This is a genomic window from Methylobacterium indicum (genome assembly GCF_001043895.1).
In the GTDB taxonomy this organism is placed as follows: Bacteria; Pseudomonadota; Alphaproteobacteria; order Rhizobiales; family Beijerinckiaceae; genus Methylobacterium; species Methylobacterium indicum.
The window spans coordinates 1-21,464 of record NZ_JTHF01000121.1 but is presented as its reverse complement, the minus strand read 5'-3'; the positions used below and the strand labels follow the sequence as shown (position 1 = coordinate 21,464).

18 protein-coding genes and 2 pseudogenes are annotated in these 21,464 nt (G+C 69.9%); 12 read left to right on the top strand and 8 right to left on the bottom strand.

The window, feature by feature from the left end; translation table 11 throughout:
* Nucleotides 1-31: 31 nt before the first annotated feature.
* From QR78_RS15045 to QR78_RS15035, 3 genes are read left to right on the top strand one after another with little or no spacing between them, the layout of a single operon-like run.
* On the top strand, nt 32-1,021 hold the full coding sequence (locus tag QR78_RS15045) for a FecCD family ABC transporter permease (protein ID WP_048428361.1): 990 nt from the start codon (nt 32-34) through the stop codon (nt 1,019-1,021).
* Nucleotides 1,018-2,058 (top strand): FecCD family ABC transporter permease, encoded by a 1,041-nt coding sequence (locus tag QR78_RS15040; RefSeq protein ID WP_048428349.1) that lies wholly within the window; start codon nt 1,018-1,020, stop codon nt 2,056-2,058. Before QR78_RS15045 ends, QR78_RS15040 begins: the two co-directional genes overlap by 4 nt.
* A gap of 8 nt (nt 2,059-2,066) precedes the next feature.
* Nucleotides 2,067-2,888 carry an ABC transporter ATP-binding protein gene (locus QR78_RS15035; RefSeq protein ID WP_048428348.1) on the top strand — a complete coding sequence of 274 codons (822 nt, stop codon included), beginning with the start codon at nt 2,067-2,069 and terminating at the stop codon, nt 2,886-2,888.
* Here the strand turns inward: QR78_RS15035 and QR78_RS32860 are convergent.
* The 6 genes and pseudogenes from QR78_RS32860 to QR78_RS15005 form a co-directional block, all read right to left on the bottom strand.
* Nucleotides 2,877-3,745 (bottom strand): annotated as a pseudogene (locus QR78_RS32860) (IS5 family transposase). The gene QR78_RS15035 and the pseudogene QR78_RS32860 overlap by 12 nt on opposite strands.
* Before the next feature lie 62 nt (nt 3,746-3,807).
* On the bottom strand, nt 3,808-5,217 hold the full coding sequence (locus QR78_RS15025; protein ID WP_048428360.1) for an MATE family efflux transporter: 1,410 nt from the start codon (nt 5,215-5,217) through the stop codon (nt 3,808-3,810).
* Between the two features lie 5 nt (nt 5,218-5,222).
* Nucleotides 5,223-6,287: a PLP-dependent cysteine synthase family protein gene (locus QR78_RS15020; RefSeq protein WP_048428346.1), complete on the bottom strand. Its 1,065-nt coding sequence runs from the start codon at nt 6,285-6,287 to the stop codon at nt 5,223-5,225.
* The gene (locus tag QR78_RS15015; RefSeq protein ID WP_048428359.1) at nt 6,284-7,612 is read right to left on the bottom strand and encodes a type III PLP-dependent enzyme domain-containing protein; all 1,329 of its coding nucleotides are present in this window, start codon (nt 7,610-7,612) and stop codon (nt 6,284-6,286) included. Before QR78_RS15015 ends, QR78_RS15020 begins: the two co-directional genes overlap by 4 nt.
* The gene (locus QR78_RS15010; RefSeq protein WP_048428345.1) at nt 7,609-8,604 is read right to left on the bottom strand and encodes an ornithine cyclodeaminase; all 996 of its coding nucleotides are present in this window, start codon (nt 8,602-8,604) and stop codon (nt 7,609-7,611) included. The genes QR78_RS15015 and QR78_RS15010 overlap by 4 nt, the downstream gene beginning before the upstream one ends.
* 112 nt (nt 8,605-8,716) lie before the next feature.
* A complete protein-coding gene (locus QR78_RS15005; protein WP_048428344.1) occupies nt 8,717-9,151 on the bottom strand; it encodes a ParB N-terminal domain-containing protein in 435 nt (144 codons plus the stop codon).
* Between the two features lie 828 nt (nt 9,152-9,979).
* Between QR78_RS15005 and QR78_RS15000 the strand changes: the two genes are divergently transcribed.
* The 5 genes and pseudogenes from QR78_RS15000 to QR78_RS36700 form a co-directional block, all read left to right on the top strand.
* Entirely contained in the window at nt 9,980-10,396 is a 417-nt protein-coding gene (locus QR78_RS15000; protein WP_048428343.1) for a hypothetical protein, read from the top strand.
* A 21-nt stretch (nt 10,397-10,417) separates the two neighbouring features.
* On the top strand, nt 10,418-11,464 hold the full coding sequence (locus tag QR78_RS14995; RefSeq protein ID WP_048428342.1) for an HD-GYP domain-containing protein: 1,047 nt from the start codon (nt 10,418-10,420) through the stop codon (nt 11,462-11,464).
* Nucleotides 11,465-11,472: 8 nt separating this feature from the next.
* Nucleotides 11,473-13,071, top strand: coding sequence for a sensor domain-containing diguanylate cyclase (locus QR78_RS14990; protein ID WP_244276535.1), 1,599 nt, complete (start codon nt 11,473-11,475; stop codon nt 13,069-13,071).
* Between the two features lie 12 nt (nt 13,072-13,083).
* Nucleotides 13,084-13,980 carry a GGDEF domain-containing response regulator gene (locus QR78_RS14985; protein WP_048428341.1) on the top strand — a complete coding sequence of 299 codons (897 nt, stop codon included), beginning with the start codon at nt 13,084-13,086 and terminating at the stop codon, nt 13,978-13,980.
* A 729-nt stretch (nt 13,981-14,709) separates the two neighbouring features.
* A pseudogene (locus QR78_RS36700) lies at nt 14,710-14,993 on the top strand (IS66 family transposase); the annotation flags it as partial.
* 101 nt (nt 14,994-15,094) lie between these two features.
* Here QR78_RS36700 and QR78_RS14980 read toward each other — a convergent pair.
* Nucleotides 15,095-16,021 carry a LysR family transcriptional regulator gene (locus QR78_RS14980; protein WP_048428357.1) on the bottom strand — a complete coding sequence of 309 codons (927 nt, stop codon included), beginning with the start codon at nt 16,019-16,021 and terminating at the stop codon, nt 15,095-15,097.
* Nucleotides 16,022-16,205: 184 nt separating this feature from the next.
* Between QR78_RS14980 and QR78_RS14975 the strand changes: the two genes are divergently transcribed.
* The 3 genes from QR78_RS14975 (at nt 16,206) to QR78_RS14965 (ending at nt 19,290) form a co-directional block, all read left to right on the top strand.
* Entirely contained in the window at nt 16,206-17,111 is a 906-nt protein-coding gene (locus tag QR78_RS14975) for a hypothetical protein (protein ID WP_053220934.1), read from the top strand.
* A gap of 6 nt (nt 17,112-17,117) precedes the next feature.
* A complete protein-coding gene (locus QR78_RS14970) occupies nt 17,118-17,978 on the top strand; it encodes a phosphoribulokinase (protein WP_048428340.1) in 861 nt (286 codons plus the stop codon).
* Between the two features lie 160 nt (nt 17,979-18,138).
* Nucleotides 18,139-19,290, top strand: a complete 1,152-nt coding sequence (locus tag QR78_RS14965) for a sensor histidine kinase (RefSeq protein WP_342027907.1) — start codon at nt 18,139-18,141, stop codon at nt 19,288-19,290.
* Between the two features lie 129 nt (nt 19,291-19,419).
* On the opposite strand, the gene QR78_RS14960 is transcribed toward QR78_RS14965, so the two are convergent.
* Nucleotides 19,420-20,955 carry a sensor histidine kinase gene (locus QR78_RS14960; RefSeq protein WP_048428338.1) on the bottom strand — a complete coding sequence of 512 codons (1,536 nt, stop codon included), beginning with the start codon at nt 20,953-20,955 and terminating at the stop codon, nt 19,420-19,422.
* Nucleotides 20,956-21,202: 247 nt separating this feature from the next.
* Here QR78_RS14960 and QR78_RS14955 point away from each other — a divergent pair.
* Nucleotides 21,203-21,464: (2Fe-2S)-binding protein (locus QR78_RS14955; RefSeq protein WP_048428337.1), on the top strand; the 262-nt coding region annotated here is incomplete at its 3' end.

The following is a 21,464-nucleotide window of genomic DNA, read 5'->3' as shown; positions in this document are numbered from 1 at the left end:
CGCCCCGCCGGCAGGCGGCGAAGCCCTCCGGATGCCGGCGCTGACCGGCCTCCTCCTCACCCTCGCCGCGTTGGCGATCGTCGCGGGGCTGACCGTCGGCGATCGCACGCTACCGCCCGGCACCGTGATCGACGCGCTCCTGTCCAAGGCGGGCCGCGTCGACACGATCGTGATCTGGACGCTGCGTCTGCCGCGAAGCCTCGCGGCGTTCCTCGCGGGCGCGGGGCTCGCCCTGGCCGGCTTTCTTCTTCAAGCCTTGACGCGCAACCCACTGGCCGGGCCCGGCCTGACGGGCGTCACGGCAGGCGCCGTGGCGCCGATCGTCGTCGCGTTCGTGTTCGTCCCCTCGCTCTCGTCCGTCTGGTATCCGCTGGTCGGCTTCGTCGGCGGCATGGCGGCGGCAGGCACCACCTTCGTCATTGCTTCGGGACGGATGGCGAGTCCGTTGCACCTGGCGCTGGGCGGCATCAGCGTGTCGCTCTTCCTCCACGCCGTGACGATCTATGTTCTGCTGCTCAGCGGCCCGCAGGTCCCCTCGCTGCTGTTCTGGCTGTCCGGCGGATTGCAGGGACGATCCTGGCCGCAACTCTCCTCCATGGCGCCCTTCGTCCTGCTGGCGCTGGCGGGCGCTCTGGCGATCCACCGCGTCGTGGATCTCCTGTCCTTGAGCGACGGCGCGGCCATGGGTATGGGCCTGCGGCTGACGGCATGGCGGCCCCTCGTGCTGCTTCTGGCCGTGCTGCCGGTGGCCGGTATCGTGCCCGTCGCGGGGCCGATCGCCTTCGTCGGCCTCGCCGCCCCGCATATCGCCCGTCTCCTTCGTCCACCCGGCTCGGGATGGGCGATGGCGCTCGCCGCGACGATCGGCGGCCTGATGACGGTGCTGGCGGACCTCGCCGCCCGCAGCCTGGCGGCGCCGCGCGAACTGCCGGTGGGCCTCGTCACGGCGCTCATCGGCGGCCCGGTCTTCCTCTATCTCGTCCAGCGCTCCCGGACCCTCACCACGGAGGGAGAGCGATGACCCCGCTGGCCCCGCCGCTCGTCGCCCACCCGCCGGCGCGCCGGCTCGTACCGCTGCTCGTCGGCCTGACGCTCCTGGCCCCTCTCGTCGCGGTGTTCTTCGGCGTCGCGGATCTGCCGCTCGGCGACGTCGCCGCCGTGCTGACGGGGGGTGGAAGCGCCGAGGCGCGCTCGATCATCCTCGACATCCGCCTGCCCCGGATCGTCACCGGAATGCTGGCCGGAATGCAGTTGGCGACGGCAGGTTTCCTGCTCCAGACGATCACGCGCAATCCGCTCGCCGACCCTTCGCTCATCGGCGTTTCGCAGGGCGCGACCCTGTCCGTCACCCTGTTCCTGATGATCGCGGTCTACAGCCACGATCCTACCCCCACTACGCTGGTCGCGCTCCCGTGGTCCTGGCTTCCGGCCGTCGGAATGCTGGGGGGACTTGTCGCCGGCGGCCTCATCTATCTCATGACGCTGCGCCATGATCTCGGGCCCTTGCGGCTGACGCTCTGCGGCGTCGCGATGGGTGCGCTGCTCCAGGCGCTGGCGCTCGGGATCGTCGCGGGCTGGGGCTCGTCGCGCATGGAGGTTCTGCTCGAATGGCTGTCGGGCAGTCTCTACGCCAGGCGCTGGGAGCATGCCGTCTTTCTCGCGCCCTTCACGGTGGCAGGACTGGCCGTGCTGCCGCTCCTCAGGCGGCCGCTCGAACTCCTGCGTTTCGAATCCACCGTCGCACGGTCCTTCGGCTCGGCCTACCGCCGCGACTTCTCGGCTGTTCTTTTCGTGTCCTGCGCGCTCGCCGCCAGCGCCGTGGGGGCGGTCGGTCCCATCGTCTTCGTCGGCCTGATCGTGCCCCATCTCGCCCGCAAGCTGGCGCGTGGGCATTTCCCGCTCGTCCTCCCACTGACGGTCGCGCTCGGCGCGATCACCGTCACGGTCTGCGACCTCCTGGGCCGGCTCCTGGGGGGAGCCGATGAAATCCCGATCGGCGTGGTCACCGCGCTCTGCGGCGTCCCGGTGCTGATCGCCTTACTGCGTCGAACGCCATGAGGGTTCCCATGCTTCTTCACGCTCGCGACCTGACTGTCCGCTATGGCCAGAGAACGGCCCTGTCCGGCTTCGCCCTCCAGCTCGAACCCGGCGAGGTCCGGGCGTTGATCGGCCCCAACGGATCCGGCAAGAGCACGGCGCTCCAGGCTCTGGCCGGCCTCGTCGGGGCGGCGGCGGGCCGGGTGGAGATCGAGGGGCGATCGGTCTTCGCGATGGGGCGGCGGGAGCTTGCGCGCCATCTGGCCTTTCTGCCCCAGCAGCCGGTCGCGCCCGACGAGATGACGGTCGGACAGCTCGTCCGCCAAGGGCGCTTCGCCCATGTCGGCTTGTTCAAGAGCTACGGGCCCGATGACGAGGCGACGATCGCCTGGGCGCTCGACAGCACCGGCCTCGCGCGATTTGCGGAACGACCGCTGAATGCCCTGTCCGGCGGCGAGCGGCAGAGGGCCTGGATTTCCGCAGCGCTCGCCCAGGAGGCGCGCATTCTGTTTCTGGACGAGCCGACGACCTTCCTCGATATCGGCTATCAGGTCGAACTGCTCGATCTGGTGTATCGCTTGAGCCGTGAGCGCGGGGTCGCGGTCGTCATGGCGATCCACGACCTCAACCAGGCCATGTCGGTCGCCGATCGCATCAGCGTCATGGAAGGCGGCCGCTGCGTCTTCGACGGCGAGCCGGGCGCGCTGGCGTCCAGTGGCCTGATCGAGCGGGTGTTCCGGGTGCAGGGGCGCTTCGTGGACCTCGCCCCCGACGCACCCCCGCATTTCGATGTCGATCTTCTCCGGCGGCATAGCCCCGTCGGCCTGACGGCTCAGAGCTTATCCCACTAGGAGGTGGCGCCATGCGATGACGGCAGCGGCGAAGTGGAGCAAGGCAAGAGCGTTCTGGGGCTTTTTGGACCAGCGGATCAGCAGGGCGCGGAAGCGGTTGAACCCGGAGTGGCAGCGCTCCACCACCCAGCGTCGCGCTCGCTTGCCAAGCTCGCGCGTCTCGACGATCTCCCCGCCGCGCCGCCGCAGATGCAGCTCGAAGCCGTACTCCGCCGCCGTCTCGCGTGGCCCGCCGTAGTCGTAACCCTTGTCCAGGCACAGATGCTGCGGATCCCAGGCGCTCGGATCAGGCCGGGGCACCGGGATCGCCTCCAGCGTCTCGCGCAGCAGCAGATGATCGTTGACGTTGGCCCCGGCGATCACCAGCCCCACCGGCACCCCGCGCCCGTCCGTCAGGACTGAGCGCTTGCAGCCGGGCTTGACCCGGTCGGTCCGGGTTGGGCCCGGTTTTCCCCCCACCCGGCGGCGCCTTGCCCTGCGCCCCGTCGAGTGACAGCCACGTCCAGTCGATCCCCACCAGTCCGTCATAGGCCAGAAGCCCCTCGGGCCAGAAGCCCCTCGCGCCAGAACGCCGCGAACACCCCGGCTCTCGCCCATTCCTGAAACCGACGATGGGCCGAGGACGAGGAGCAGATCCCGGTCGCGTCGAGGGCGTTCCACTGACAGCCGGTGCGCAGTACGAAGACGATGGCGTCCATCGCCACCCGGTCGGGCACGCGCGGATTGTGGCAGCCCAGCGGATGACGAGGCCGGGGCGGCAGCAGGGGCTCTATCCGCCGCCACAGATCGTCCGGGATGCGCCAGCCGTCGTCCGCTACCGCAGGACGCTGGCCGGCCTGGCTCTTGCACGTCGGCATCCCTTACAGATGGCGACAGCAAGCCATCTTGCCACCCAAAACTACCCTACCGAGATAGCTTCTCAGGCGGCCGGGACGCTCTCCCCGTCGCCGTGAGCCGCGGGGAGGCGGGCCAGTTCCAGCGTGAAGCGCCGCCAGAGGAGAAGGCTCGTCGCGCCGAAGCCGAGGCACAGGCCGAACCAGACGCCATAAGGCCCCCAGCCCGTCGCATGGGCACAAAGGGCCATGGCCGGAATGCCGATCAGCCAATAGCCGATCAGCGTGTTGGTGAGGCCCGCCTTGGTATTGCCAAGCCCGCGTAATAGCCCGACGCAGATATTCTGCGATCCCTTGAATATCTGATGGGCGACGGCGAACCACAGAAGCGACGAGGCGACACCCAGCACCGCCCCGTCGCCGCGCTCGCCCAGGAACGGGAGAAGCACGGCCTCCGGCGAGACGATATAGACGAAGCCGATCGCGCTCATGAGCGACAGGCTGATCGTCAACGCCTGACGGGCGATCTGACCGATTTCCGCTCGCTCGCCGCGCCCCAGCGCCCGGCTGACCAGGATCGAGGTTCCCTGGGAGAGGCCGATATTGGCCTGGTAGACGATGTAGGCGAGCTGGTTGACCACGTTGGAGGCCGCCAGGGCGACCGGACCGAACGTGCCCATGAAGAGCGAGGCGATGGAGGTGATCGCCGCCTCCGACCCGTAGGTCAGCGAGATGGGCGTCCCCATGCGCAGGATGCGCATCACCGTTTCCCGGCGGGCGCGCCAGGCGTCGAGCGCCAGAACGTCGTTCATCGCCGCATCGCGGCGGACCATGCGCAGATAAACGGCGAAGGTCCAGAGCTGGACGAGGGTGGTGGACAGGCCGATGCCCGCGAGCCCGAGCTTCGGCAGACCGAGCCAGCCATAGATGAAGACCGCATCGAGCAATGCGTTGAGCCCGATCGAGACCAGCGTCACCACCAGAAGCGAGCCCGGCCTGCGCAAGCCGACAGCGAATTGCCGCAGGACGTTCATCCAGAGCATCGGCAGCAGGCCCGGCGCCAAGGCCAGCATGATGGGCCTCGCCAGAGCGACCACGTCCGGGTCCTGCCCGAGATACGGGAGAGCATGGCCGAGCACGACGAGAAGCAAGCCGGCGACGAGGCCCGTCACGGTCGCGATCAACATGGCGGCGCGCACGAGATCGCGGATCTCGTCGCGCCCCGCCGCGTCGATGGCGGCCGACCCGCTACGCTTCTCGGCGCGGCCCACAGCACCCGCCACGAGGTTGCCGACCCCCGTGACCATGCCGACGCTCATCGTGCGGAGCTGATTGTAGAGGAGCAGCCCGAGGCCGCCGGCTGCGACCGAATCGACGCCGAGAAGACCCATCATGAGGAGGTCCACCGTCGTCAGCGCGACCTGCGCGAACTGAATGCCGGCGATGGGCGCGGAGAGGCGAACGATCTCGCCGTAGCGGGAAGATGTGGAGGACATCGTCGTCACGTTCCCGTTCGCGCATGGTCGATCGCGGCCAGGCGCTGCGATTCCTCGAAGGCCGACAGCAGGCGATGGAGGCGGTGATGGGCGGGCTCGTTCAGGAGGCCGCGCTCCCTCAGCCAGGCGTCGTCGTAGACGGTATCGAGATATTTCTCGCCCGCGTCGCAGACCAGCGCCACCAGCGTGCTGCCCGGCTCCACCAGGGCCAGCCGCTTCAAGGCGATGAAGATCGCCGCGCCCGCCGTTCCGCCGATGAGAAGCCCCGTCCGCCGCGCGACGACCCGCGCCGTGGTGAAGGCGTCGATGTCGGAGACGGTCACGCCTTCATCGATCAGGTCGTGCCGCACATTCGGCCCGACCGTGAAGCCGGCGGGCGCGCCCGCGCCCGTCTGCCAGTATTTGCCGCCCGGACCGCCGAAAATGATCGACCCCTTCGGCTCCACGCCGATGCTGGTGACGGCCGATCCCCGCTGCCGCAGGGCTTGAACGGTGCCGCACAGCGTTCCACCCGTGCCGACCGCACCGACGAGATAATCGACGTCCGTCGCGAGACCGGCCAGCAATTCTTCGGCGAGGCTCGCATAGCCGATATTGTTGTTGGGATTGTAATGCTGATCGGGCCAGAACGCGCCGGTCTCGCGCGCGATTTCGCCGGCGATCCGACGCCGCTCCACGGTGCTCGGTCCCTCGCCGCTGCCGTCCACGACGACGAGTTGCACGCCCATGGCCTGCATGGCGCGAAGTTTGTCTTTCGAGGCATGATGATCGACAACCGCGACGAAGCGGTAGCCCCGCTCGATCGCCACCAAGGCCAGACCCAATCCGGTATTGCCGGAGGTCGGCTCGACGATCGTCCCTCCGGGCTTCAACGCGCCCGTCCGCTCCGCCGCGAGGATCATCTCGCGCGCCATGCGAACCTTGGTCGATCCGGTCGGGTTGAACTGCTCGAGCTTCAAGAGCAGGCGGCTTCCCGCCCCCGTGCGGGTGAACTCCAGCAGCGGCGTGTGCCCGATGATCTCGGCGGCACTCGATACCACACGCTCGGTCTTCACGGATAGAAGGCTCATCGCTCGTCCCGTCTCCAGAGAAAGCGCCCGTCCCGCCGCGTCAGCACGATCTTGGGCGGCAAAGGGAGTTGATGGAATTCGCTCTCGTTCTTATCCATCTGGTAGCCGGCAGTATTGGCATAGACCACGAGATCGCCGTGGCGTGGTGTGGCGGGGAAGGACACCTTGCGCCATGTCAGGACATCGTATTCCATGCAGCTCGATCCGCCGACGGCCGCCTGAACCGGTCTTTGCTCGCGCGGTGGCCCGCGCTGTACGAGGATCGGCGTCGGGAGATACTCGCTGCCCTTCCACTGTTCGGACAGGCTCATGCTGAGCCCGGCGACCGTGACGATGCCGTGCGCGTCGTTGCGCTTGAAGCCTTGCACGGGAAAGATGCTCATGCCGGCGCCATCGAGAAGCGCGCGGCCTGGTTCGAGATAGAGGCTGACGTCCGATTCCGAGAGCCGGGTTGCGAGGCTTCGCCCGGCGCTTCGGTTCCGCAGGATGGCCTCCAGCATGGAGGCGCCGGTCGGCGTTTGGAAATACGGATAAAAGCGTTCGAAGTGCCGGTCGGCATGGAACTGCCGGACGTCGAGCCCCTCCAGAAACGAGCGCCAGTCCTCTTCGTCGACATAGGCGCACGCAAAGCCGCCGCCGATGGAAATGGCCCGGGCGGGAAATCCTCGCTCTCGGGCTTCCAGACAACGATCCACCAGGACGCCGGCGAATTCGGCGCGCGGCTCCACTTGGTAGCCGTCGAGATGGAACGAAAAACCTCGCATCTCGATCGCCTGGCGGCTGGTGGCGCAGCGCTGCAGCGCGGTTTCGAGGTCGCCGTCGTTCAGGCCGAACCGGCTGTGCGGGCTGCCCGCCGGCAGCACGCGCAGGAGGACCGCCAGGGGCCGCTCGCCGGTCGCGATGGCCACGGCGCGTTCGAGTTCGTCCAGCGCGTCGATCGCGACGGTGCATCCATGCCGGGCGGCGAGCCACAAGAGCTCGTCGCTCTTGGCGGCCCCGGTCACCCCGATATCCTCGCCCCGGATGCCGTGGGCGAGGCAATGGACGAGTTCCGGCACGCTCGCGACATCGACCGCGCCGCCAAGGCGCGCCACCTCGCTCAGCCAGGCGCCGGCCTTGTTGGCCTTCTTTCCGAAATACACGCGGCCCGTCACGCCGTGAGCGCACAGCACCGCCTGGAAGGCGCCGAGGTTGTCCGCAAACCGATCCGGATAGATCAGGTGGAACGGTCCTCCGACCGCGTGGGTGATGGCGTCGAGCAGCTCGTCGTCCTCGCGCGCCGCCCTCGCCCAAGGCGCTTCGCGAGCCTGAAGCATGGGGCTCATGTCCACAGCTCGATCCTCCGCCCGCGCCCGGCCGAGATGGCGCGCGTGGCCAAGGCATGGGCGACGGGAATGTCGGTGATGATCATGCCGCTGGAGAAGGCGAAGACGCGCTCCTCCGGCGAACGGCGCCCCGGCTTGCGGCCGGCGACGATGTCGGGCAGTTCCGCGTCGATCCGAGCGATGCCGTCCGGGCCGGCGAGACGCTTGCCGGTGACCCCGAGCTGACCTTCGCTCGTCGCGATCGCGTAATCGGCCTCGTGCAGCGCGCCGGCTTCCAATCCCTTGCTGGCGACGGAAATCAGCAAGCCGCCGGGCGGGAGCCAACTCGTCCGTATCTTGGGATGGGCGGCCCGCCCGGAGGCGACGACGACGATATCGGACTTCCCGACGGCCTCTGGGACGTCGTCGACCATTTCGATCCGCCGGTTGGGAAAATAGCGCGCGAAGGTCGCGTGACTTGCCGCGATGCCGTCCGGATGCGTCCCGAAGAGACGCAGCGTTTCGAGCTGGGGAAGCGCGGTCAGGAGATAGGGGAGCGTGTTCAACCCTTGAGCGCCGGTTCCGATCATCAGGGCCGAGCGAGCGTCTTGCTTGGCGCAGTGCTTGGCGATGATCGCCGTCGTGGCAGGCGTGCGCGACGCGCCGACGCGATGGCAATCCATGAAGACGGACGGCAGGCCGGTCGTGTCGTCGTAAAGGCTGATCGTTGTGTAATATTTCTCGGCGTTCTCGCTCCCCTGCCGGTAGGACGTCTTGAAGCCGACCTGTTCGATCGCCCCGTCATAGCCGAGCATGGTGTAGGAGACCGCATCGCGTTCGGGATCGGGAAGCGGCATCATGATCTTCGTCGGACACCGCGATGCACCTTCGGCAAAGAATCGGTAGGCGTCCTCGACGAGGGAGATGACCTCCGCGGGGGGAATCTCGATGTCGGAAAGTTCGCTTCGCTGAATCACATGGACAGCGGGTGTATGCAGATAGGCGCTGGACATCTCGCTTAACCTCTTCATCGAAGGGGACAGGCCGAAAGGCGCACGGGCGACCGCCGTGAGGAACGTGGGCGAGAGCCGGTCACCGCATGCGCTTGGTTCAGGCGACCTGAGATTAGGTCGAAGTGACGAACGCTCTAGTTCCACTCGATACACAGTTCTGCCGAAACGAGCGGAGGTCGGAGAGGGGAACGTCGCAGAGCGGAAGCGGAGGATCGAAGATGTGCCGCGTCGTCTTGGGGGGAAAGCGCCGCCCGCTTCTGGCCATGGCGACAACGTCGTCGGGCATGATGGTCTCGCCCTCGCGCCAGGCTCTGACCCGCACATTTTCATAATCGAGGAGGACGGCGGGAATCCGAGCGAGGCCGAGACGACGGGCGACCGTCAACCTGTGATGCCCGTCCATGACGAAGAGCTCGCCGCTGTGGACACCGATCGGCTCTCTCCATCGTTGCTCACGCAGAATTCGCCTTTCGAGTTCCCTGACACGATCCGCATCGGTATCTTCGGTCGGAACCAGGCAGGCAAGATCCAAGAGGAAGTATTGCATCGGCAAATCCTTTCTCAGGACGAGCGAATTTAATATGTCTTCATTTTTCGCTCTATAGCGCTGGTTCGGGATGCGTAATCTTTTTGAAAACGAAAGTCAACCACCATAGTTGTCGTCTTATAATCATTATAATTAGATTATTTTAGCGTTTTCAAAGGAGGTTGGCGATCTCCATCTGGGTCAACCCGAGGGCGGCGCACGCGACACGCATCGACGCCTCTCGCAGACGCGCGGGGGCAGCCCGCGATCCACGCCCCGGGTGAGACGCCGCCTCCGCCGCGGCGCCTTCTCCCTGGCCGCATCTCGGCGCGGATCGCACGCATCCCCGAGATCGGCGCGACAGCGATCGACGATCAGGATGCGGCGACGCGGGAGATCGTCCGCAACGGCCCGCAAGCCTCGGTCACCACCACCGAGGTCACCACCACCGAGGTCACCACCACCGAGGTCACCACCACCGGGGTCACCTGGACCGTCGCTGGCGAGCCGGGTGCCGGCAGCCTCCTCCGCGCTGTCGCGACAGTCCGGGCACCTGACCGCCGTGGTCGCGCGGTGCGTGGCGACGGTCCGGGCGGCCTGGCGCCCCCGTCGAGCGATCGCCCCGAAAATCGATCGCAAACGAACGACCAGGCGCCCGAGAGGCAGACCGATCCAGGTTTCGCAAGAGCTTATCCCGCCTCGATCCGCCGCGCCGAGCGGCGACAACGTCGAGGTGTCCGGCGTAAATTCCGCATTAATTCTGATCTTTGCCACCGCGCCGTTTCGACTCGCTTAATTCCGTTGGGTTATGCAGGATGTCGGACCAGGCATAGCCAAACGAGTGACGCCATGATCTGCACTTCACCCGCTTCCGCTCCCCGCCTCGTCGAAGAGCGGACGGCCCTGCTGCAGCGTCACCTGCCGACGATCTCCGGTGCGACCGTGCGGACCCGCGAGGAGATGGCCGAGCCGCGCCCGGAACAGGATGCCGGACGTGCCCGCGACGAATCCCAGGCCGTCGTCCGGAACGCCGAGCGGGCCACCGACACCATCCTGGGTGCCTTCGGGACGGTCGACGACCGCGCCGACGAGGCGACGCGCGGCCATGCCGCCGCCATCCGGGCCCGGATTCAGGACGTCTTCGCCGCCTGCGCCTTCCCGGGCCGGGCCGGCCGCCGCCGCGGGGAGGACGCCCTCCCCGACCGTCCTGCCCGGCCCGACGTCGCGGCCGTCCCGCAGGGCGCCATCGTCGCCCTCGTCGCCTGACCCTCCCGCCGGGGCCCGACCATGCATCGGATCCTCATGATCTCGGACAACCCCGACCGGAGCCGCGGGCTCGCCCGTGACCTCGGCGACGAGATGGCCTGCGAGATCCACGACCTCTACGACGACGCCCCCGCCCGGCCGGCCGATGCCCTGCTCGCGGATGTCGAGGACCACAGCGCCGAGGCGCTCGACCGCCTGCGCCGCATCCTGGCGGTCGCCCGCCGCGGCGCGCCCTTCGTCGTCCTGCTGCGCCGGGACACCTCGCGTGCGCGGCTGTTCGGCCTCGCGCTCGGCGCCTCGAAGACCCTCTGCGCGCCCTTCGACCCCGCGCGGGTGCGCGATGCCGCCGGCCTCTCCCGCCCCGAGGCGCTCGACCCCTGCAGCCTGCGCAGCAGCGAGGAGGCGCGCCAGTTCTTCAGCACGGTGTTCGTGCCCGACGGGCCCGTCACGACCCGCGTCGTCGACACCGGCACCGATTTCATCGCCCAGGCGGTCCGCGACACCGGCATCCGCGACTGGGTCCGGGCGGTGCGCCGCTTCGACGACGCCACCCACCAGCACTGCCTCCTGGTCACCGGGCTCGCGGCCGCCTTCGCCCGCAGCCTCGGCCTCGGCGAGCGCGAATGCCATCGCCTCACCAAGGCCGCGCTCCTGCACGACGTCGGCAAGATCCACGTCCCCTCGGCGATCCTCAACAAGCCGGGCCGGCTCGACGCCGCCGAGATGGCGATCGTGCGCCAGCACCCCGACAAGGGCTACCGCATGCTCGCCGGCCAGGGGTTCGAGCCCGAGATGCTCGCGGTCGTGCGCTCCCACCACGAGATGCTCGACGGCTCGGGGTATCCCGACCGGTTGAAGCAGGACGAGATCCCCGATCTCGTGCGCCTCGTCACCGTCTGCGACATCTACGCCGCCCTGATCGAAGAGCGCCCCTACAAGCCGCCGCTGCCCGGCAAGGAGGCGATGGCGATCCTGGACGGCATGACGGGCCGCCTCGATCCGGCGGTCGTCGCCGCCTTCCGGCCGATCGCCACGGCCTTCACCCCGCACTTCCCCTACGACGCATGAGGACGGGCGTGGCGACCACGTTCCGGCGCGGCCTGCGCTCGGCCCGGGCCTGGATTGCCCTCGGGGTCGTGGCGCCCCTGGGCATGGTGGCGGTCTGCGCCGCGTTGCTGATCGACATGCGCCGCGATGCCTGGGACAAGGCCGCGCGGACCTCCTGGAACCTGCTCCAGGTGATCGAGCGCGACGTCGACCGCAACGTCGAGATCATCGACCTCGCGCTGCAGAGCGTCGTCGAGAACCTCAAGATCTACGATCTCGAGGAACTCAAGCCCCATTTCCGTCAGCGCGTCCTGTTCGATCGCGCCGTCAACGCCAAGGATCTCGGCGCGATGCTCGTCCTCGACGAGTACGGCAACGCCCTCTACGACGCGGCCGGCTGGCCGGCGCGGCGCCTCAACAGCAGCGACCGCGACTACTTCCTGGCGCACAAGGCCGATCCGGATCTCGGGCTCCACATCAGCCGGCCGGTGATCTCGCAGCTCATCGGCAAGCCGGTGATCGTGCTCAGCCGCCGCGTCGCCATGGCGGACGACTCCTTCAACGGGATCGTGCTCGGCAGCCTGTCGCTGTCCTACTTCAATCGGATGTTCGACCGGATCCGGCTCGGGCCGGGGGGCACGATCGCCCTGTTCCTGGCCGACGGCACCCGGATCCTGCGCCATCCCGAGCCCAACGAGGAACTCGCCCCGAACTTCGCCTCCTCGCCCAACGTCCAGCGCTTCCTGCGCGAGAGCACCGGCAGCTTCGTCGGCATCACGCCGAGCGACGACGTCGAGCGCCTCTACACCTTCACCCGGGTCGGCACCCTGCCGCTCTACCTCAGCGTCGCGCTCTCGACCGCGGAGATCGAGGCCGAATGGCGCGCCAAGGCGCTCGGGATCGGCCTCGTCGTCCTCGCCCTGTGCGGCCTCGCGATCGGGCTGTCGGTCCTGGTCGCGGGCGAGCTGCGCCGGCGCAACGCCGCCGAGGCCGAGCTGGCGCTCCTCTCCCGCACCGACCCCCTCACCGGCCTGCCCAACCGACGCGCCTTCGAGGAAGAGTTCGGGCGCGCCTTCGCGCAGACGCGCCGCCGCTCCGCGCCGCTGGGCCTCCTCGTCGTCGATGCCGATCACTTCAAGCGCTTCAACGACCGCCACGGCCACGAGGGCGGCGACCGGGTGCTGGTCGCGATCGCCCGGGCCCTGTCGGCGAGCGCGCGCCGGCCGGGCGACCTCGTGGCGCGCATCGGCGGCGAGGAATTCGCGATCCTCCTGCCAGACACCGATGCCGAGGGCGTCGCCCATGTCGCCGAGACCGCGCACGCGGCCGTCGGTTGCCTGCTCGTCGAGGCGCAGGACGGCCCGGTCGGACGGATCACCGTGAGCATCGGCCTCGCCTTCGGGCTGCCGCGAGCGGGGGGCGAGCCGGCCGAGCTCTTTCGGCTCGCCGACGCCGCCCTGTACGAGGCCAAGGCCGCCGGGCGCGACCGCACCTGCTACGCGCTGATGCCGCCGCCCCGCACCGGTCCGGGCGGGATCGAGAGCTGGATGGAACCAGGGGGCGATTCACCCTCCCCGACGCGCCACGGCGCGAGCGGCCCGCCGCTCGCCGTCCCCCTCGCCTCCTGACGAAGGCCAGCCATGCACGTCGCCCTGATCGATCCGAGCCGCGTCGTCCTCAAGATCGTGACCGGCATGCTCGAGGCCGGCGGGCACACCGTCGTGGCGTTCTCGGATTCCGCCGCGGCGCTCGCCCACGTGGAGGCGGACCCTTCGATCGCCTGCATCCTCACGAGCCTCGAGGTCGAACCGCTCAGTGGGCTCGAACTGTGCTGGTTGCTGCGGGCGTTGGCCGACGAGCGCCGCCCCCTCACCATCCTGGTGATGTCCAGCGCCCGCGACGAGCGCCCGCTCGGCGAGGTCCTCGACAGCGGCGCCGACGATTTCCTCTCCAAGCCGCCGAGCCCCAAGGAACTCCACGGCCGTCTGCGCGCGGCCGAGCGGGTACTCGGCCTCCAGCGCGCCCTCATCCGCCAGGCCGACACCGACCACCTGACGCAGCTCCTCAACCGGGGCGCCCTGATGCGACACGCCGACCGCGCCCTCGCCGGAGCCTCCGCCGGGAACCCGCTGGCGATGCTCCAGGTCGACATCGACCACTTCAAGTCGATCAACGACCGCTTCGGCCACGACATCGGCGACCAGGTGATCCGCCGCGTGGCGCAGATCCTGCGCGAGACCGGCGCGACCGCCGGCCGCCTCGGGGGCGAGGAATTCGCCGTGCTGATGCCCGGCCACGGCATCGCCGGCGCCGCGGTGGTCGCCCACCGCATCCGCAGCCAGTGCGCGACCGGCCCGGTCCCGGGACTGCCGGATCTGCGTTTCACCGCCAGCATCGGCCTCAGCGAGTGGGCACCCGGCGACAGCGTCGACAGCCTGCTCAAACGGGCCGACGTCGCCCTGTACGCGGCCAAGCGCGGCGGGCGGGACCGGGTGGCGGTGACCGGCGCCGACAGTGAGCCGGAGATGATCGGCTGATTGTTCAGCTCGAAGACCTTTTGTCCATGTAATACCATGCGATGCTTTGGAATGAAATATTTAAGATTGAATTGATTAATTCATGCAATGCAGGGGGACATCCAGTCTCGAAATTGGGCCATGTTCGGTTCGATGTCCGCATCCGGCGACCTGAGGGCCGGGTTCGAGGCCCTGGACCGCTCCCAGCCCGCCATCGCGTTCGCCCCGGCGGCGCCATCCTGACGGCCGACGCCCGGTTCCTGGCCGCCACGGGCTACGCGCTCGACGAGGTCCGGGGCGCAGACCGACCTGCTGGCGTTGAACGCCACCATCGAGGCCGCCCGCGCAGGCCCTCCTGCCGACGCGTCGGACGCCGTCCGGGATGGAGAAGGCGACGGGCGGCGGTGCCGAGCCCCCGAGCCCCGTGCGTCGGCGCGGCCCTGCACAGGAGCGCTGCGCCCTCACGCGCGAGGTCGTGCCGTCGGTGGCCGCGCCGCCCGGCTCGCCGTTCACGGGCTGCCAGGACGTGGTGGTGCGCGATCCGGTGCCGGAGGCCTGCGTGACGCGCGAACGGCGCGAGTGCTGGCGCACGCTCTCGGGCGAGACGCTGGTGGCTGCTCTGCCGGCGGCCTCGGACCGCACCTGCGCCGTTTCCTGCTCGCCGCCCACGTCCAGGGTCAGGTCACGACCGAGCGGCTGCGTGCGCTGTTGGCGGGGGTGGGCGTCCCGATCTTCCAAGCGGCAGGGGGGCGGCTGCACCGCAACGAGGCGGGCCTGCTGCGGGTGCTGGAGCGGCCGGAGATTCCATTGCACACCAACGGATCGGAGAACACATCCGTGCCTGCGTCACAGAGCGGCGGATCTCGGGCGGCACGACGAGCCTGGCCGGCCGCACCGCGCGCGACCCGCAGCTGGGCCTGATGAAGACCTGCGCCAAGCTCGGCCTCTCGTTTTTCCGGTATCTCGGCATTCCCGATCACGGGCCGCCCATCCTCCCTCTCGCCGATCCGATCACCCAGATCACGACAGCCTGACCGCCCGCGACGTTGCCCCGGTTACCCGCCTGACGCCCCAGGCCATTGATTCCGCCGCATTTTCCATGGGCGAACCGGTTCCACCTCCGTCGGACGATGCTCTACCCGATCGCGGCCGGCAGCGCCGGCAGCCAGGAGGCGCCCTCCTCCACCAGAAAATCCCAGAACGCCTGCCCCGCCGGGCTCAAGACCTTGTCGGCCCGGCGGACCGCGAACCAGTCGCGGCGGATCGGCAGCCCCTCGACGTCGAGGAGCACCAGGCGGCCGGCCGACACCTCCATCGCCACGGTGTGGCCCGAGATCAGCGCGACGCCGAGCCCCGCCATGACCGTCTGCTTGATGGTCTCGTTCGAGCCGTTGTCGATGCCGATCGGCGCGCGGCGCACCAGCAGGCCGGCCATGAACTCCTCGAACACCGTCCGGGTGCCCGAGCCGTATTCCCGCACCAGGAACGGCTCCTCCGCGAGTTCCTCCCGGGTCACCCCGCGCCGCCCGGCGAGGCGATGGTCGGGCGGCGCGATCACCACCAGGGGATGGGGGCCGAAGGCCTCGGCGGTGATCGGGAAGTCCCGGGGCGGGCGGCCCATCAGCGCGAGGTCGACGCGGTAGTCGCGCAGGGTCTCGACGGTGGCGCCGCGATTGCCGACGACGAGGTCGATCTCCACCCCCGGATGGGCGCGGGCGAAGCCGCCGACGATGCTCGGCGCGAAGTACTTGGCGGTCGAGACCACGCCGAGGGAGACCTTGCCGCCGCGCCCGCCGCGCAAGGCCCGCAGCCGCTCGGCGCAGGTGTCGAGCACGGAGCCGATGCTGTCGGTGGCCCAGAGCAGCTCGCGCCCGGCATCGGTCGGCTTGAGCCCCGCATGGGTACGGTCGAACAGCAGGAGGCCGATCTCGTCCTCCAGCCCCTTGATCCGCGCCGTGAGCGCGGCCGGGGTGACGTTCAGCTCCTGGGCCGCCCGCGTCATCGTGCCGAGCCGCGCGATCGCCGCGACCGCGTGGAGCTGCTTGAGCGAGAGGTTGCGTATGCGGTCCTGCGCCATCCGCTCCTCGGCCGGCGATCGTGACGAGGATCCGTTCGACATCGCGGCGGGGATCCGCGCATCCCGTACTTCGGGACGGGGTGACGAAGCTACCCCCGGGCGCCTAAGCTGAAGACCAGCGGAGACGGATGACGCCCCCGAGAGGCACGGACGGGCTCGGAGACAGGACATGCTTCTGAGCACCCGCAGCGAGGCGACCACGCCGCGACGGCATCCGGCCGTCGGCCCGGTGCTCGCGGCCATCGCCGCCGCGGCCGCCGCGACCGCCGGCGCGCTCGCCGCCGCCCTCACCGGGAGCCCCGAGAGCGCGGCCCGCCGCCTGTTCGCGGAAGCGCTGCGCGGCATCGACGTGGCGGCGATCGCCTGGCCCGACCGGGAGGAGCCCGAGCCGCGCCAGCGCGGCGCCGCCCTCGTCCTCGCGCTCGATCCCCTCGAGGGGGCCGACGACCTCGACGGCGGCATGCCGGCCGGCACGATCTTCTCGCTGCGCCCGGCCGGCTCGGACCCGGCTTGCGCCTTCCGGGCACCCGGCCGCACGCAGGTGGCGGCGGGCTTCGTCACCTACGGCCCGCGCACCCTGCTGACCCTCACCGACGGCACCGCGACCACGACCCGGATCCTCGATCCCCAGAGCGGCGCCTTCCGGCCGCCGGTCTGCCTGCGCGTCCGGGAGACGAGCCCCCGGAGCGGGCCCGACGCCCCGCGGCGCAGCGACACCGCCCCGGTCGGCTGGACCTCGTTGATGGCCTCGCTCTCGGCGGGTGCGCAGCGCGTGCTGACGCACGGCGGCTTGCATCTGCGCCCGGCCGATATGGACCACGACCGGGATGCCGGCGGCGTGCGCCTCGTCCACGCCGCCGCCCCGGTCGCCCTGGCGATCGAGGCGGCCGGCGGCACCGCCACCGACGGGCGCGGCCGGGCGATCCTCGACCTCGCCGCCGACGACCTGCACCGGCGTACGCCGCTGGCCGTCGGCTCGCCCCGGGAGGTGGCCGGCCTGCTGCGCCGGCTCGACGCCGACCGCGACGCCGGGGGCTCGCCGCTCTTCGCCGCCCGCGGGCTGTTGCGGGCCTGACCGGCGGTGTCGGCGCTCCATCCCATCGTGTCGGTGACGGGATCGTCCGGATCCGGCACCACCTCGGTGCGCAACACCTTCGAGCAGATCTTCCGCCGCGAGGGCGTCGAGGCGGCCTTCATCGAGGGCGACGCCTTCCACGCCCTCGACCGGGCGGCGATGCGCGAGGCGATGGCCCGCGAGCCGACCCTGAGCCATTTCGGCGAGCGGGCGAACCTCCTCACCGAACTCGAGGCGGTCTTTCGCGAATACGGCGCGTCCGGCCGCGGCCGCACCCGCCACTACCTGCACGATGCCGCGGACGCCGCCCGGTTCGGCGGCGAGCCCGGGACCTTCACGCCCTGGGAGGAGTTCGCCGAGGGCTCGGACCTGCTGTTCTACGAGGGCCTGCACGGGGCGCTGGTCAACGACACCCTCGACATCGCCGCGCATGCCGACCTGAAGATCGGCGTGGTGCCGGTGATCAATCTCGAATGGATCCAGAAGCTCCACCGCGACAAGGCCGCCCGCGGCTACTCGACCGAGGCGGTAACCGACGTGATCCTGCGCCGGATGCCCGACTACGTCACCACCATCTGCCCGCAATTCACCAACACCGACATCAACTTCCAGCGCATCCCGACGGTCGACACCTCGAACCCCTTCGTCGCCCGCTGGATCCCGACCGCCGACGAGTCGATGGTGGTGATCCGCTTCCGCGACCCCAAGGGGATCGATTTTCCCTACCTGATCTCGATGATCGCCGGCAGCTTCATGTCGCGGGCGAACTCGGTGGTGATCCCCGGCGGCAAGCTCGATCTCGCCATGCAGCTGATCCTCACCCCGATGATCCTGAGGCTCGTCGAGCGTCGGCGCCGGTTGCTCTAACGCCTCGACGGCTCGGCTTGTGCTCCGGGCAGGATGGCGTAAGAGTCCGGCCATCCGACGTGCCTTGAGGGGAAGGCACTCCGAGTTGCGAGAGTCCCGGCGTATGGCGAGTGACGGGTCGAGCCGTGAGGCGCATGAAGCCGGGAACGGCCGGGCGGAGTTGCCGTACCGTCTGCGGCAGCAGGCGCTGATGGGCGCCTTCGCCCGCATGGCGCTCCAGACCCGCGACCTCGACGCACTGCTCCAGCGCGCCAGCGAGCTCTGTGCCGAGGGGCTGGCCGCCCCGTGCTGCCAGGTGCTGGAATACCGCGCCCGCGATCACGCCTTCGTCATCCGCGCCTGCACGGGCCTCGCCCCCGATCTCGTCGGGACGGATCTCTCGGCCGCCGACGAGGCGACGCCGGCGGCCTACGCCTACCGCACGGGGGCGGGCGTGCTCGCCAACGGGATCCCGATCGGGACCGGCGGGTCGCGGGGCGAGGCGCGCTTTCACCTGCCGGGGGCGCTTGCGCCGGCCGGCACCTGCCACGCGGTCAACGTGCCGATCGCGCTGGGCGACGAGAGCCGGCGCGCCTACGGCGTGCTCGAGGCCTGGGGCGCCGAGGGGCACGGCTTCGACCGGGCCGACCAGGAATTCCTCGCCGGCTTCGCCGGGCTGCTCGGCATCGCGGTCGAGCGTCACCAGGGCGATGCCCGCCTGCGCGAGGCCCTCGATCACCAGGTCGAGCTCACCCGGGAGATGAGCCACCGGGTCAAGAACAGTCTCGGCGTGGTGGCGGGCCTGCTGCGGCTCCAGGCCCGGGACGCCGGGACCGACGAGATCCGCCATGCCCTTGAAGATGCGGGAACGCGCATCGCCACCGTGGCGGCGGTGCACGACCACCTCTGGCGCGGCCTCCACCAGCTCGGCATGGTGGATCTGGCGGCGTTCCTGCGCGAATTGGTGGCCAAGCTCCAGGGCGAGGCGCAGGGCCACGCGCTGACCTGCGAGGCGGATTCGAAGCTGATCAGCGCCGACCAGGCGATCCCGATCGGGCTCGTGGTCAGCGAGCTCGTGACCAATGCGGTCAAGTACGCCTATCCGCAGGGGACCGGGCCGGTGCGGGTGACGCTCGCGGTGCGGGAGGACGGCCTGCGCCTCGCCGTGCGCGACGAGGGTGTCGGCCTGCCGCCGGGCTTCGACGTGTCGTTGCGCCAGCCGACCCTCGGCCTCAAGATCATCTGCAGCCTGATCCGCCAGCTCGACGGCCGCCTCGCCACCGCCTCGGACGGGCCGGGCGCGCATTTCGTGCTGGACCTCCCGATCGCCTGAGGCTCCCGCCCGAGGCGGAGGTCGCAAGGGGGCGGCCCCGGCCTTCCGCCCCGGCTCCCTCGACATCTCCGCCGTCACGGCCCCGCCGAGATCGGTCGCGCGCGGAGTCCCGAAGCTCCCGTGAAGGCCTCAGGCGGCCCGCGACGGCCGGGCCGCCGGAGCCGCCGGCTCGGCCACCGCCGGCAGCGCGTCCATCACGCGGGCCGCCGGGAAGGTCACGATGACCTCGGTGCCTTCGCGCGGCCGGGACTTCAGCTGGAAGCCGCCGCCATGCAGGTCGACCAGGCCCTTGACGATCGGCAGGCCCAGGCCCGACCCCTGCTCGGCGGTCTTGATCGCGAGCGAGCCGCGGCCGAAGGACGACATCACGGTCGGGATCTCGTCCTCGGGGATGCCCGGTCCGGTATCCTTCACGCTGACATACTGGCCGCCGGACGAGGTCCAGCCGACCTTGATCACGATCTCGCCGCCCGGCGGGGTGAACTTGATGGCGTTCGACAGGACGTTGAGGACGATCTGGCGCAGCGCCCGCTCGTCGGCCCAGAGCCGCGGCAGCGACGGATCGATCAGCTCGTGGAAGGTCTGGTTCTTCGCCCGGGCCCGGAGCGCCATCATGTGCCGGCCCTCCTCCACCACGTAGGCGAGCTGAAGGGCCTCCTCGTTCAATTCGTAGCGTCCCGCCTCGATCCGCGAGAGGTCGAGGATCTCGTTGATCAGGTTGAGGAGGTGCAAGCCGCTGTCGTGGATGTCGGTGGAGTATTCCTTGTAGGAGGCCGCCGCGTGGGGGCCGAACACCTCGTTCTTCATCACCTCCGAGAAGCCCAGGATGGCGTTGAGCGGCGTGCGCAGCTCGTGGCTCATCGTGGCGAGGAAGCGGGACTTGGCGAGGTTGGCTTCCTCCGCCCGCCGCCGCGCCTCGTCGGAATTCGCCTTGGCCTGCTCCAGTTCGCCGAAGATCGCGTCCTTCTCGGCTCGTGATTGCAGGGCCGAGACGGTCGAGGCGTGGAGGTGGTTCGACAGGAAGAGGAAGAACAATTGCGCGCAGACCGCCATGCCGACGAGGAGGACGGTCTCGACCTCGCGCGACAGGGCCAGCAGGGTGGCGGTGGCCGCGCAGAGCGGCAAGAGCCCCGCATAGGCCGCGAGCGGGACCGTAGCGGCCAGCATCGTGGTCACGGCGGCCACGATGACCAGCACCACCATCACGTAGGTGCGGGCGTTCGCGGCATCGACCTGGAGCGGCACCAGCACCAGGAGCGCCCAGGCGGCGCTCTGGACGAGCTCGCCGACGATCACCCGGCGGCGCGAGATCCGGAGCGAGAGCCCGGCGGGATCCTGCCGCAGGAAGGACCGCGACAAGGCGGTGTTGACCAGGATCGCCACCAGCACGCCGGCGCCCCAGGCGCCGCTGAGGAGGGCCGGGGCCCAGAAGGCCGAAGCCGCCGCGACCAGGCAGGCGAGGGTCACGAGCGGCAGGAAGGCACCGCGCCGGTACTGGGCGTAGACGCGCAGGAGCTCGTAGTCGAAGGCGCGCTCGAGCCCGATCGACGAGGTCAGCCGCTCGCGGGCCGAGCGGACGTCCCGCGCGACCTTGCGCCGCCGGGCTGCCTCCTCCGCCGTCGGGCCGCGCCCGCGCTGGACCATTTGCGCCGTGATCTCGGACATTGAGCTCGGGTCGTGCCGCTCCCTCGCCGCCGCGGACCGCCGGCCGGTCCGGGAGAAGCTCACCGAAAATCGTTAAGGTCCCCCTGCCGAAACCCCACGAATACGACCGATCCGGCCGTCCCGGCCTGCCGCTGGGGCACGCGAGGAGGGGTGCGCTGGCGCACATCGGTCCCGCTTGCGGGCGGTGCAGGAGCGGCCGACAGAAGGCAGGCCTGGAACCATTCCAGCCTCTCGTCGGAAGCGCACGATGACGAAGCTCACCCTCAACGGCCGGACCTACGAGGTCGAGGCCGATCCCGAGATGCCGCTCCTCTGGGCGATCCGCGACCACCTGAACCTCACCGGCACCAAGTACGGCTGCGGCATCGCCCAGTGCGGCGCCTGCACGGTCCATCTCGACGGGCAGCCGGTGCGCGCGTGCCAGACCCGGCTCGGCGATGTCGGCGAGGCGAAGATCACCACGATCGAGGGGATCTCGGGTCCGGTGGCCGAGGCGGTGCGCACCGCCT

Bases quoted from the DNA above. Each gene is read 5' to 3' on its own strand.
- QR78_RS15045 (WP_048428361.1), top strand. From the start codon at position 32: ATGCCGGCGCTGACCGGCCTCCTCCTCACCCTCGCCGCGTTGGCGATC.
- QR78_RS15040 (WP_048428349.1), top strand. From the start codon at position 1,018: ATGACCCCGCTGGCCCCGCCGCTCGTCGCCCACCCGCCGGCGCGCCGG.
- QR78_RS15035 (WP_048428348.1), top strand. From the start codon at position 2,067: ATGCTTCTTCACGCTCGCGACCTGACTGTCCGCTATGGCCAGAGAACG.
- QR78_RS15025 (WP_048428360.1), bottom strand. From the start codon at position 5,217: ATGTCCTCCACATCTTCCCGCTACGGCGAGATCGTTCGCCTCTCCGCG.
- QR78_RS15020 (WP_048428346.1), bottom strand. From the start codon at position 6,287: ATGAGCCTTCTATCCGTGAAGACCGAGCGTGTGGTATCGAGTGCCGCC.
- QR78_RS15015 (WP_048428359.1), bottom strand. From the start codon at position 7,612: ATGAGCCCCATGCTTCAGGCTCGCGAAGCGCCTTGGGCGAGGGCGGCG.
- QR78_RS15010 (WP_048428345.1), bottom strand. From the start codon at position 8,604: ATGTCCAGCGCCTATCTGCATACACCCGCTGTCCATGTGATTCAGCGA.
- QR78_RS15005 (WP_048428344.1), bottom strand. From the start codon at position 9,151: ATGCAATACTTCCTCTTGGATCTTGCCTGCCTGGTTCCGACCGAAGAT.
- QR78_RS15000 (WP_048428343.1), top strand. From the start codon at position 9,980: ATGATCTGCACTTCACCCGCTTCCGCTCCCCGCCTCGTCGAAGAGCGG.
- QR78_RS14995 (WP_048428342.1), top strand. From the start codon at position 10,418: ATGCATCGGATCCTCATGATCTCGGACAACCCCGACCGGAGCCGCGGG.
- QR78_RS14985 (WP_048428341.1), top strand. From the start codon at position 13,084: ATGCACGTCGCCCTGATCGATCCGAGCCGCGTCGTCCTCAAGATCGTG.
- QR78_RS14975 (WP_053220934.1), top strand. From the start codon at position 16,206: ATGCTTCTGAGCACCCGCAGCGAGGCGACCACGCCGCGACGGCATCCG.
- QR78_RS14960 (WP_048428338.1), bottom strand. From the start codon at position 20,955: ATGTCCGAGATCACGGCGCAAATGGTCCAGCGCGGGCGCGGCCCGACG.